General features: G+C 63.4%; 12 protein-coding genes. All 12 read left to right on the top strand.

The genetic code is table 11. The features are described 5' to 3' along the window. Positions 1-17 precede the first annotated feature (17 nt). The 12 genes from O1A05_RS10805 (at position 18) to tatC (ending at position 12,589) form a co-directional block, all read left to right on the top strand. On the top strand, positions 18-1,094 hold the full coding sequence (locus O1A05_RS10805) for a tRNA (adenine-N1)-methyltransferase (protein ID WP_270105217.1): 1,077 nt from the start codon (positions 18-20) through the stop codon (positions 1,092-1,094). Positions 1,095-1,136: 42 nt separating this feature from the next. Further along, entirely contained in the window at positions 1,137-2,897 is a 1,761-nt protein-coding gene (arc, locus tag O1A05_RS10800; RefSeq protein WP_270105216.1) for a proteasome ATPase, read from the top strand. Further along, complete coding sequence (gene dop, locus O1A05_RS10795) at positions 2,894-4,609, top strand: depupylase/deamidase Dop (RefSeq protein WP_270105215.1); 1,716 nt, start codon at positions 2,894-2,896, stop codon at positions 4,607-4,609. The genes arc and dop overlap by 4 nt, the downstream gene beginning before the upstream one ends. 16 nt (positions 4,610-4,625) lie before the next feature. Next, the gene (locus O1A05_RS10790; protein ID WP_270105214.1) at positions 4,626-4,814 is read left to right on the top strand and encodes a ubiquitin-like protein Pup; all 189 of its coding nucleotides are present in this window, start codon (positions 4,626-4,628) and stop codon (positions 4,812-4,814) included. Beyond that, on the top strand, positions 4,811-5,608 hold the full coding sequence (gene prcB, locus O1A05_RS10785) for a proteasome subunit beta (RefSeq protein WP_270105213.1): 798 nt from the start codon (positions 4,811-4,813) through the stop codon (positions 5,606-5,608). The genes O1A05_RS10790 and prcB overlap by 4 nt, the downstream gene beginning before the upstream one ends. Beyond that, on the top strand, positions 5,605-6,270 hold the full coding sequence (prcA, locus tag O1A05_RS10780) for a proteasome subunit alpha (RefSeq protein WP_270105212.1): 666 nt from the start codon (positions 5,605-5,607) through the stop codon (positions 6,268-6,270). The genes prcB and prcA overlap by 4 nt, the downstream gene beginning before the upstream one ends. Before the next feature lie 33 nt (positions 6,271-6,303). After that, on the top strand, positions 6,304-7,725 hold the full coding sequence (pafA, locus tag O1A05_RS10775; RefSeq protein WP_270105211.1) for a Pup--protein ligase: 1,422 nt from the start codon (positions 6,304-6,306) through the stop codon (positions 7,723-7,725). Positions 7,726-7,792: 67 nt separating this feature from the next. Continuing rightward, positions 7,793-8,845, top strand: a complete 1,053-nt coding sequence (locus tag O1A05_RS10770; RefSeq protein ID WP_270105210.1) for an FKBP-type peptidyl-prolyl cis-trans isomerase — start codon at positions 7,793-7,795, stop codon at positions 8,843-8,845. Positions 8,846-8,847: 2 nt separating this feature from the next. Further along, positions 8,848-9,243 carry an FKBP-type peptidyl-prolyl cis-trans isomerase gene (locus O1A05_RS10765; protein WP_270105209.1) on the top strand — a complete coding sequence of 132 codons (396 nt, stop codon included), beginning with the start codon at positions 8,848-8,850 and terminating at the stop codon, positions 9,241-9,243. Between the two features lie 62 nt (positions 9,244-9,305). Further along, positions 9,306-11,336: a helix-turn-helix transcriptional regulator gene (locus O1A05_RS10760; protein ID WP_270105208.1), complete on the top strand. Its 2,031-nt coding sequence runs from the start codon at positions 9,306-9,308 to the stop codon at positions 11,334-11,336. Positions 11,337-11,419: 83 nt separating this feature from the next. Beyond that, complete coding sequence (locus O1A05_RS10755; RefSeq protein WP_270105207.1) at positions 11,420-11,695, top strand: twin-arginine translocase TatA/TatE family subunit; 276 nt, start codon at positions 11,420-11,422, stop codon at positions 11,693-11,695. A 45-nt stretch (positions 11,696-11,740) separates the two neighbouring features. Next, positions 11,741-12,589 (top strand): twin-arginine translocase subunit TatC, encoded by an 849-nt coding sequence (tatC, locus tag O1A05_RS10750; RefSeq protein ID WP_270105206.1) that lies wholly within the window; start codon positions 11,741-11,743, stop codon positions 12,587-12,589. Positions 12,590-12,620 lie beyond the last annotated feature (31 nt).

Here is a 12,620-nt window from a genome sequence, read left to right as displayed (position 1 = left end):
AGGACACCGCCTCCACGATGACCAACCCACCTTTACCCACACCGCGCCCCACTGTTGGTTCTTCTCTGCGCCGCGGTCCGTTGCGCGCCGGGGAGCGCGTGCAGCTCAAAGATGATCGCGGCCGGCTCAATACGATCACTTTGGTGTCCGGCGGACAGTTTCACAGCTACCAGGGTGTGATTCACCACGACGATCTGATCGGTGGCCCGGAAGGTGTCGTCGTCCAGAACTCTGCGGGCCGTGACCACCAGATATTGCGCCCCCTGCTCAATGACTTCGTGCTGTCCATGCCGCGCGGGGCCACCGTGGTGTACCCGAAGGACGCCGCCCAGATCGTCCAGCTCGGGGACATCTACCCCAGGGCACGTGTGGTGGAGGCCGGCGTGGGTTCAGGGGCACTGTCGATCTCGTTGTTGCGCGCGATTGGGGACCAGGGTCAACTCACCTCCTATGAACGACGCGAGGATTTCGCCGAGATCGCCCACGGCAACGTGACAGCGTTCCTGGGGGAGGAGCACCCGGGCTGGCGGATTCGACTTGGTGACTTCCAGGATGTCGTCGTCCAGGATCACGAGCCGGGCAGCGTCGATCGCGTCGTGCTCGACATGCTCGCCCCCTGGGAATGTGTGGATGCCGTGGCTCAGGTGTTGGCCCCCGGCGGGGTGTGGGTGAACTACATTGCCACCGCCACCCAACTCTCCCGGGTTGCTGAAGCCATCCGGACGGACGGACGCTTTACCCAGGTGGAGGCTTCCGAGACCATGGTGCGCGGCTGGCATCTCGACGGGCTGGCTGTCCGCCCAGATCACCGCATGGTGGCCCACACCGGATTCCTGCTCGTGACCCGCCGTCTGGCGCAGGGGGAGGAAGCGCTGAAGCTACGCAAGCGCATCAAGGCGTCCGAATTCAGTGAGGTGGACGTCGAAGCCTGGACCCCTTCGGACCCACAGGCGTGGACTCCGCAGGCGGTGGGGGAGCGCCCCACGAGCGAAAAGAAAGCTCGCAAAGCGGGACGCGACGCACAGAGGATTGCCGACCATGCTCAGCGTGCAGCGCAATCACGTGGAGACGAGACACACACCCGAGTAGACTGATGGGGCAGTAAGTCATCCCTCAGCAGTACAGAGAAGGTGCTCGTGACGGAATCGTTCACATCGCAGGACCATCCTGTCGCCCAGCAGGACAGCGCGCAGTCTGAGCTGCAGCGCCAGTTCGACGCGACCAAACGACGTCTGGCGACCCTGATCGAGAAAAACCGCCAGTTACGCTCGGAAATGAACACCGCAGCCCGCAACAACCGCCGCATGGTGGAGTTGCTCAACACGACCCGTGACGAGATCACCACGCTGAAACAGGCGCTGGATCTCTCCGCCGAGCCGCCCTTTGGCTACGCAACGGTGTTGGAAATCCACGAAAAGCGTGATCCGGTCGAGGGAGTGGAGATCGCTGCCGCCGCCCAGGGCGGGGTGGACGTCATCTACAACGGGCGGAAATTGCGCACCTCGCTGTCACCGCTGGTGGAACGCAGAAACGTCACCTCCGGCACCGAGGTGCTACTCGATGAGTCGCTGAACATCATCGCGGTGCTGGAAGCCGGGCAGACCGGTGACCTCGTACGTGTCAAGGAAGTTCTGGAGTCGGGTCTGCTGGTGGTCATCGGCCGTGCCGACGATGAGCGCGTGGTTCGTCGTGCACACCGGCTCATCGATCAGGCCATCCGGGTCGGCGACGCTGTAACAGTTGATTTCCGTTCCGGCTATGCACTGGACCTGGTTCCCATGACCGAAGTCCAGGATGTCGTCCTAGAGGAAGTCCCCGACGTCACCTTCGAAGATATCGGCGGCCTGACCGAGCAGATTGAGCAAATCCGCGACGCCGTGGAAACTCCCTTCCTTCACCCCGAGCTCTACCGTGAGCACGGGTTGAATCCGCCCAAGGGCATTCTGCTCTACGGTCCACCCGGAACCGGCAAGACACTGATCGCCAAAGCGGTGGCGAATTCCCTGGCGCGCCGTAGTCAGAGCGCTCATCGCAGCTCCTTCTTCCTCAACATCAAAGGTCCTGAGCTGCTGAACAAGTACGTCGGTGAAACGGAGCGCCACCTGCGTACGATTTTCGCCCGTGCCCGGGAAAAAGCCGCCGATGGCCACCCGGTGGTCGTGTTCTTCGACGAGATGGAATCCCTCTTCCGGACCCGTGGCTCCGGAGTGTCCTCCGATGTTGAGACGACCATCGTGCCCCAGCTGCTTGCCGAAATTGACGGCGTGGAGCGGCTCGATAACGTCATCGTCATCGGTGCCTCGAACCGTGAGGACATGATAGATCCGGCCATTCTGCGCCCCGGTCGACTCGACGTAAAGATTCGCGTGAACCGGCCGGACGCGGAAGGGGCTCGCGAGATCCTGTCTCGGTACCTCACCCCGGACCTTCCCTTGCACCCGGACGAACTGGCTGCCCACGACGGCGACCGCGCCGAGACCGCTGCCTCGCTGCGGGAGGCCATCGTCAATGCCCTCTTCGCCAAGACTTGGGCCACTCGTTACGCCGAGCTGACCTTCGTCACCGGAGAGGTACGCACCCTACATTTCGGTGACCTGGTATCCGGCGCAGTACTGGCCAACATTGTGGACCGTGCGAAAACGGCGGCCATCAAGGAGCATCTGGCCGAACGCGCCGAATCCGGTGCGGCCAGCGCCACCAAGGGCATTCGGAGCCGGCACGTGCTCCAGGCAGTCTCCGCCGAATTCAGGGAGCAAGAAGATCTGCCCAATACCAGCAGCCCCGAAGAGTGGGCACGGATTTCCGGACTGGGGAACAAGCAGGTGGTGAAGCTACGCATGCTCTCCCAGGATCTGCCAGCCTCACCGCATGAAGCCACCCAGGCAGCCACTCAATGACCCCTCAGCCGTCCCCGAACGCGAGCCATGCTTGGCGTGGGCTTCCGGAGATCATCCCCGCCGAAGCCGCGGCGCGGATTCCCGATGGGGCCGACACCGCCGGGTGGGGCGTTCACCGCGTCATGGGGCTAGAAACTGAGTTTGGCATCCATGCCCCAGCGCAACCCGGGGCCGGTCATTCCGTGCTGTCCATCGAATTGGTCAATGCCTACGGCCAACGCATCCGGTCCGGTGGCGGTTCCGTGGCCGGTACCGAATGGGACTATGGCGAAGAATCACCGTTGACCGATGCCCGTGGCTGGCAGCTACCCCGGTCCGCAGCGCACCCTACCCAGCTCACCGACCGGGCTCTGACCGATAATGACGGGCAGCCGGTGCATCTGTTGCTCAACGTCTTGTTGCCGAACGGGGCCCGGTTCTATGTGGACCACGCCCACCCTGAATACTCTTCCCCAGAGACCACGAATCCCTGGGACGCGATGATCTGGGACCAAGCGGGAGACCGCATCGCTCAGGCCGCAGCCGACCAGATCGCCCTGGCCGAAGGCGCCCCCGAAGTGTTGGTCTACAAAAACAACACCGACAACAAGTCGGTGTCCTATGGCGCCCACGAGAACTACTTGATCCCGCGCAGCCTCGATTTCGAGGACCTCGCGCGGCAACTCATCCCGTTCTTCGTCTCTCGTCAGGTGATCTGCGGCGCCGGTCGCGTCGGGCTCGGCCAGACCGGAACCCGTGCCGGGTTCCAGATTTCACAGCGCGCCGACTTCTTCGAAGAGGAGATCGGCCTAGAGACCACCATCCGACGTCCGATCATCAACACTCGAGATGAGCCACACGCCGCCGCCGAACGCTACCGGCGTCTCCACGTCATCATCGGGGACGCGAACCTGTCACAGACCGCTACCTGGCTGCGTTGCGGGATGACCGCTCTGGTGCTCTCCATGATCGAGTTGGGCACGTGCCCCCGCATCCAACTGGCTGATCCGGTGACGGCGCTCCAGACCATCAGCCACGACCCGACCCTGCAGGCAACGGTGACCGTCTACGGGCGCGGCGAGCACACGGGGGTCGACCTGCTGGAAATCTATCTTGAGGCGGCCGAGGCCCACGTTGAACGCTTCGGCATGACCGATCGGCAGACCATGCAGGTTCTGCGCAGTTGGCGCGAAATCCTCGATCAGCTTCGCATCGACCCCCTGGCGCTCTCCGACCGTCTGGACTGGGTAGCCAAGTACCAATTGCTCTCGGGCCTGCGCGACCGGCACGGCCTGGACTGGGACCACCCGAAGCTGGGCATGCTCGACCTGCAATACGCCGATCTGCGTCCCGGAAAGGGTCTCTACCAAGCCCTGGTCCGCCGGGGCTCCATGACCACCTTGGTCAACGAGGACACGATCTCCCGTGCCGTGCAGTTCCCGCCCGACGACACCCGGGCTTGGCTCCGCGGTCGGGTCATCGACTTGTTCGAGCCCCATCTGGCCGGAGTGAGCTGGGATACCCTGGTCCTCAGACCTCACCGCGAAGGCCGCGTCCACCGCTATGCGCTCCGGGAGCCCCTGCGCGGGCGAGCCGCCGACGTCGGCGCACTGTTGGCCGCCGACGTCCACCTCGACGCACCAGAAACCAGCGACGCCGCACTGACCCAACTGATCAACATCCTGGAACGGCTCACGGAAGCCGCACCAGCCCCGGGCTTCATCAAGCCCTAGAACCGAAGGAGACCCCATGTCACAGCAGAACTTCTCATCCAACACCTCGCGCGACGACGACCAGCCCACCCCGGAAGCCGCTCCCGCCGCACAGGCGCAGGTGCCCAGCAACGATCTCGACTCCCTGCTTGACGAAATCGACACCGTGTTGGAATCCAACGCCGAAGAGTTCGTGCGCGGATTCGTCCAGAAGGGCGGCCAGTGACCTCGCTGCCGCACACCGGAGCCGCACCAGGTTTGGAGGCGTCCTTCCTCGCCCACCTGCAGCAGCACCAGCCGCAGTTGGTTCCGGCCCCGGTGACGGGGCTCGCCGAAACACCGGTTCCCCACGCCACCACGATCGTCGCTCTGTTGTATCAGGGCGGCGTCATCATGGCGGGGGACCGACGCGCCACCATGGGCACCACCATCGCCTCATCGCGAATGGAGAAGGTCTTCCCGGCGGACACCCACTCGGTGGTCGGGGTATCCGGTGCCGCCGGTATCGCTCTGGACATGGCGCGTCTTTTCGCTGTTGAGCTCGAGCATTACGAGAAGATCGAAGGCACCGAACTCTCCCTGTTGGGTAAAGCTAACCGCCTGGCGGCCCTGGTACGTGCGCAATTACCGGCCCTGAGCCAGGGACTCGTCGCACTGCCACTCTTTGCCGGCGTCGATGCCATCACCGGTGCGGCCCGGATTATCAGCTTCGACATCACCGGCGGGCGTTACCAGGAGCACCATCACCACACCATCGGCTCCGGTTCGCCCTATGCTCGCGGCTCACTGAAAAAGCTGTGGTCGCCCGGGCTCGCCGAAGAGGATGCCCTGCGCGTGGCTGTGCACGCCCTGATTGATGCAGCTGACGACGACGCTGCCACATCCGGGCCCGACTCACGCCGCCGCATCTGGCCGGTGGTGTACACGGTGACCGCGGACGGAAATGAACGGGTCGACGAGGCACGTGTTGCTGCCGTCGCCGAACAGATTATGGACCAGCGGGGAGACGATCGATCATGAACCAATCGTTCTATGTCTCGCCACAGCAGCTGATGAAGGACCGCGCGGATTTCGCCCGGCAGGGCATCTCTCGCGGTAAGCCCGTTGTCCTGGCCTCCTGTGCTGCGGGCATCGTGCTGGTCACTGAGAACTCCTCGACTTCTTTGCGCAAGCTCTCCGAAATCTACGATCGCATCGGCCTGGGTGCTGTCGGACGCTACAACGAGTTCGAAGCGCTGCGTCAAAACGGGGTGCGCTATGCCGATACCCGTGGTTATGCCTACGACCGTGCCGATGTCACCGCCCGGGGTCTTGTCAGCCACTACGCGGGGATCCTCGGCGAGCTATTTCTCACCGGCGCGAAACCCCTGGAAGTCGAAATCGCCGTGGCTGAGGTGGGTGCGAGTCTCGACGACGATCGACTCTACCGGGTCTCCTTCGACGGTACCGTTACCGAATCCACTCCGGTAATCGCCATCGGCGGAGGAGCGGAGCAGCTTCAGCAGCGGCTCTCCTCAGAGTGGGACTCTCAGCGACCTCTCGACGACGCCATCACCGCCATCCAGTCGGCCTGGACAGACGCTACCGGTGAGATGGCGTGGGAAACAGCCGTATTAGACCGTGACCGTGCCGCAGTCGGCGGTCGCAGCTTCCGACGGCGAACGCGCCACGGCAGTCACTGACACGGATTCACTGAAGTAGCAGAGGAGCACGCAATGGATCGACGGATCATGGGGGTGGAGACCGAGTTTGGCATCCACTATTCCCACCCGGGCACCAAACCGCTGACCCCGGAGGAAGTAGCTCGGTACCTCTTCCGTCCCGTGGTCGAGTGGGGGCGCTCGTCCAACGTGTTCATCCCCAATGGCTCGCGTCTCTATCTCGACGTCGGATCTCACCCGGAGTACGCCACCGCGGAGTGCTCCACGCTGCCCGAGCTGATCGCCACCGATAAAGCCGGCGAACTCATCATGCATCGGCTCGTCGCTCAGGCCCAGGAGCAGATGCGCGAAGACGGTTTCGAGGGCACCATCTACCTCTACAAGAACAACGCTGATTCCCAGGGCAACTCGTTTGGTTCCCACGAGAATTATCTGTTGCAGCGCTCCACGGAATTTCGGCGCCTCTCGGAATCGCTCATTCCGTTCTTGATTACCCGCCAGCTGATGTGCGGTTCCGGGGCAGTCATCGCCGACTCCACACGAATCAATCCCGATAGCCACCCCGGTATCCCGGAGACCCCACATTTCGCTTTCTCCCACCGGGCTGACTACGTGCAGGAGGGGATTTCGTCGTCGACCACGCGTACCCGCCCCATCATCAACACCCGTGATGAACCGCACGCCGATGCCTCCCAGTACCGGCGCCTACACGTGATCGTGGGCGACTCGAACATGTCGGAGACGACTCAGATGGTCCGCTTTGGCTCCACTGATCTCATGCTGCGCATGATCGAGGCCGGGGTACCGCTCAAAGACTTCCAGCTTGACCACCCGGTGCAGGCCATCCGTCAGGTCTCTCACGATCTCACCGGCACTGCGACCTTGAGGTTACGTAACGGTCGACGCATGTCGGCGCTGCACCTCCAAGAACATTTCCTGGACCACGCCCGTACCTTCATCGACCGGCACGGCGCCCATCATGAGCATGTGCCCGCCGTCCTCGAACTATGGGAACGCGCTCTGGCGGCGGTGCGCACCCAAGATTTTTCCGATATCGACACCGAAATCGATTGGGCGATCAAGCACCGGTTCTATCAGCAGTACGCCGCCCGCCACGGGCTGGGCTGGGATGCGGCACGGCTGGCGCAGCTGGACTTGTCCTACCACGATATTGATCCCGACCGCGGACTGTTCAACCTCTTAACCCGCCGCGGTGCCGCCGCGCGTTGGGTCACCGACGCCGATATTGAATATGCCGCCGAGAACGCTCCGGCGAGCACGCGCGCTGCGCTCCGCGGCCACTTCATCCGCACGGCACGCGAGCGCGGTCTGGAATACACCGTGGACTGGACACACATGAAGCTCAATGACAAGCCGATCTGCACGGTGATGGTGAAGGATCCCTTCGCGGTGACCTCCGATCAGATGGAACACCTCTTGGAATGCTTTCCCCGCTGCGCGACTCCTTTAGAGTAATCACAGGCGAAACATAGCTTCCACTGAAACGCTTTCGATACATCGCAACCAAACGACAAAGGACACCATGGCACTGAAACGCCCCCGCACCCGCCGCCTCGCTTTAGCGGCGGGCACCACGCTCACAGCCCTGCTGCTGTTCACCGGCTGTTCGTCGCCGCAAGGCACCGGCGATGTCGAGGCTCTCGACGTGGTCGATTTCTCCGTCAACGAGGACGGCGGCCCCGAAGTATCGCTCGACGGCGAAATCACTGCCCAGGAAACCTCCTCGCGTGTGCTGCACGAGGGCGATGGGGAGCACATCGAAAACGGCGAGATCGCCCTGGTCAGCACCGCCCTGGTCGATGCCGAATCGGGCGAGGTCAGCGCCGAGAACTTCACTGCTTCCACCGAGGCCGTCATCGTCAACGACACCCTGCAGGAGAGCAATGATGTGCTCTACAACATCCTGACCGAGAACCCGGTCGGTACGCAGATCGCCTACTACGTGACCAGCGCGGCCGAGGACGAGGAAGCCACCGCTGCCAATTCCCAGCTCATGGTCTTCGAAATCGCGGGCAAGACTCAGTCACACGCCGACGGCGAAGTCGTTCCGGAAGACGAGCTCAACAGTGATCTTCCCAGCGTCACGCGTGATGAAGAGACCGGTGAGCCCACCATCGCCACCCCCGAAGGCGCTGCCCCCTCCGCGCTGGTCACCGACGTACTGATCCAGGGCGACGGCGAAACCGTGGAAGCCGACGACTACGTCACTGTCCAGTACCGCGGCGTTTCCTGGTCCAACGGCGAAGAATTCGATTCCTCCTGGTCGGGCGGAGCACCCTACTCGGCCTCGCTGAGCCAGATGATTTCCGGCTGGCGAGACGGCCTTACCGGCCAACAAGTCGGTTCCCAGGTGCTCATTTCTGTGCCCCCGGCCGAAGCCTACGGCGAACTGGACGAGGACGCCGAGGAAGGCACCCAGCACGAGCTGGCCGGTGAGACCCTGGTCTTCGTCGTCGATATCCTGCATACCCAGCACCCGATGCCGGCCGAAACCGATGACACCACGGAGTCTGAAGACGGCGCCACGGAAGAACCATCCGAAGAAGCAACCGACGAGTCCACCGAGGAGAACTGACCATGTCATTCGGACAGCGCAACTACGATCGCACCCGCCCGGAGATCGAATTCCCCGGCGATACCCCGCCCAGTGACCTTGTCATCGAGGACCTGATTGAAGGCACCGGCGCCGCGGTGACTCCCGGCGACGCCATCTCCTGCCACTATGTCGGCGTGGCCTGGTCCACCGGTGCCGAGTTCGATGCCTCGTGGAATCGCGGCACCCCACTGTCGTTCACCGCGGGCATTGGCCAGGTCATCAAGGGGTGGGACGACGGACTGATCGGTATGAAGGTCGGTGGCCGCCGCCGCCTGGAGATCCCCCCGCACCTGGCCTACGGCGATCGTGGCGCGGGCGCCGATATCGGCCCCGGCGAGACCCTGATCTTCGTGGTCGATCTGGTCGAGGTGAACTGACCATCACTCGTCCTCGCACCCCGTCCGCCACCACCAGTCGCAGCGCCGAACGCATCATCTCGGTGCTGTGGCTTCTGCTGACCCATGAGCGGACGGGGTGCACCAAGGATTTCCTCCGAGAACACGTCGATGACTATCGGGACTTGGCCTCGGAGTCCGCGTTTGAACGCAAATTCAGCCGGGACAAGCAACTACTACGGGATGTCGGGTTGCCGCTGCAGTCCAGGTCCACGCCGGCCGGACAAACGGTCTACACCATCGACCAGTCCCAACTGTTTCTCCCGCAGATTGACTTCACCGCTGACGAAGAACGAGCCCTGGCCCACGTGTCCGGGCTGTGGGGCAATGACAGCGATCAGACCTCCGTCTCTCGTGCGCTCAGTCGGTTGCAACAGTACCCTGGACTCCTGCTGGCGGGACGCGGCGCCGTGGAGAAACTGGATGTCCCCGATGATGCCGAGCCCGCCGAGATGGAGCACTCCACCGGGGTACACGTGCGTGCACAGTTGGCCCGCACCGATCGGCTGGTCTCGGATCTGGCTGAGGCCTGCCGGCAACTCGGGTGGGTCAGTTTCGACTACCGGAAGGTCGGAGCCGCCGCCGTCGAGCAGCGCCGGGTGCGTGCCTGGAGTCTCGTCGCCGCAGCAGCACATTGGTACCTCGTCGGATTCGACGCCGACCGCGGTCAGCAACGAATGTTCCGTCTGGACCGCGTCGAGGCCCCCAGCGTGCGTGCCCGGACCCAGGCACCGGATCTCCGGACCGCACAGGATTCGGCGCCGCCGCCCAATTTCAATCCGAAAGCGCTGCGCAAACAGTTGCTTGGCGAGTCTGCCGTTCAGCATTCCGAGCTGCTCATCCGCACCGAGGCGGCTTCCTCCCTGCGCGTGATGGGCCGAACAGAACCGCACTCCCGGAATGGTTGGGAGCTCCTGCACGCCACCTTTACCCGCCGTCGCAGTTTTCTTTCCGCCATCGCCGCCGCCGGCACCGACGTGATCGTCCTCGATGACGACCTCCGAGCAGAACTGATCGACACCCTGGAACGCGTAGCGGCACTACATCGCTCCGCGACCCCGTCCCTGGAACTCGCCCCACCGCCCAAGAGCCGAAACCGGGCCTCTGATGCCGCGGTCATCACGCGGATGATCGACATCATCACCGTGCTGAACAAGCATCCAGAAGGGCTACAGCGCACCGAGCTCATCGCACGACTGAACACCACCGATTCACTGCTCGACCACGATCTTCAGATTCTGCGGTTCTGTGGCCTCCCGGAGCGTTACGCACCGGGAGAGCAGTTCGATGTGATCGAAGAAGGCGACCATGTGGCCCTGCGGCAAGCAGACGAACTAGCGGCCCCGCTGCGACTCAGCACACCGGAGGCACTGGCGATCGTGGCCGGCCTGCGATTCGTGGCCGACTACCCAGGCATGTCGACGGAGACCGTGCGGGGGGCCCGCTCGGCGCGAGACAAAATCCTCGAACTGCTCCCCAGCTCCGAGGTCGAGGTCGTCCACGCCTCCGCCGAGGTGGACCCCGCGCACACCACCAAAGTTTCGCTCTTGCTGGATGCGATCCGGCAACGGCGCGTCCTCGACGTCGACTATTACTCCATGTCCCGGCATGAGCTCACCCACCGTGAACTGGAGCCGCTACGAGTAGTGCAGATGGCCGAGCGCACCTACCTTCAGGCCTGGTGTCGCACCGCGTCGGCCCTACGTGTGTTCCGACTGGACCGCCTCGGCGACGTCACCGTCACGGACCACGTCTTCGACGTCCGGCCCGCGGCCGCCGATCTGCCGCCCATCCGCCTGACGCCTAACACCGCTGGCGGGGCCGAAGCGACCCTGTGGTTCTCTTACCGGCTGCGCGATCATCTCGATGACTTTGTGCCCCTCGCGGTCGCCGAGCTCCCGGATGGCTCCGTCGCCGGACGCACCAGCCTTCAGCACCCCCAAGTTGCGGTGTCGCTGGTCACCGAGCACCCGGGGGAGACCCGCGTGCTCGCCCCCGCTTCGCTGATTGAGCATACCCTCGCCCATGTGGACGCGGCTCTGGGTCATCACCAAAGCTGGCAGACACACCACTAGGTTGCCGACAGCGCTTCTACAGGTTGGACATAGAGCGGTGACCTACACTGAACACTAGATTTCGTCGTTGAAAGGAACCCATCATGCCTCGCGGTTGGCCCTTGGTCATCATCATCATCCTCGCCCTCTTGCTCTTCGCCGCACCGAAGCTGCCCGCCATGGCACGCAACCTGGGGCAGTCCATGCGCATCCTGAAGTCCGAGGTGAAGCAGATGCGCACCGAAGATGACGACAAGCCATCGTCCTCGTCTTCCCGCACCGACGCGGTGGAAGGCACCGTCGTTGACCACGACCAGCCGCGCTCCACCAGTGAGAAGTCCTCCCGCCCGGAGGCCGACGGCACAGGGAAGTCGAAGTAGCACTGCTGAGCCGCACCATCCCGCAGACTTCCTCGCAAACACGTCATGACTAAGCCGTCCACCACCCCGCCGTCACGTCCTGAACGCACGCGCAAACCTAAAAACCCGGAAGGGCAGATGTCGCTGCGCGCGCACCTCAAGGAACTACGCAACCGGCTGATCAAAGCCGGCCTGGCCATCGCCGTGGCCACCATTGGTGGGTTCTTCCTCTACAAGCCGGCCTTCAGCGCGCTCACCGAACCGGTGACCTCGCTGTCAGTCGACGGCACCCAGACCGAGGTCGTGTTCAGTTCGGTTGCCCAGCCCTTTGACATCATGCTGCAGGTGGCCCTGTTTATTGGCCTGGTGGTGTCTAGCCCGGTGTGGCTCTACCAGCTCTGGGCGTTCATTGTCCCGGGGCTACAGAAAAACGAGAAGCGCTACGCCCTGGCGTTCATCGCCGTCTCAGTGCCCTTGTTCGTCGGGGGAGTGTTCCTCGGTTGGATCGCCCTGCCCCAGGCACTGCAATTCTTTGTGTCACTGACCCCCTCCGGCGCTTCCAACTTCATCCAAGTCGACGTGTACGTGCCCTTCGTGCTGCGACTACTGCTAGCTTTCGGCGTCGCCCTGTTGCTGCCGGTGCTGCTGGTGGGACTGAACATGCTGGGAGTGCTCTCAGGCAAGACCATCCTCAAGCACTGGCGTATCTCCGTGTTCGTCATCGCCGTCATCGCCGCCATGGGTGCACCCGGCGGAGACATCATGACCATGTTCTACTTAGGCGGGCCGATGGCGATTCTGTTCGCCATCGCTCTCGGTCTGTGCCTGGTGATGGACCGGCGCCGTGCCAAGAAGCTGAAGCGACAAGCCGATACCCAAGAAAAACACACGCCGACCCCACTCTCGGAGATCTAAGCACACCACGACGCCGTCATCGCTTAAGCTG

Source organism: Citricoccus sp. NR2, from assembly GCF_027594385.1.
Taxonomy (GTDB): Bacteria; Actinomycetota; Actinomycetes; order Actinomycetales; family Micrococcaceae; genus CmP2.
Note: the sequence above shows the minus strand (reverse complement) of the source record. Positions and strands in the feature narration are given on the sequence as shown.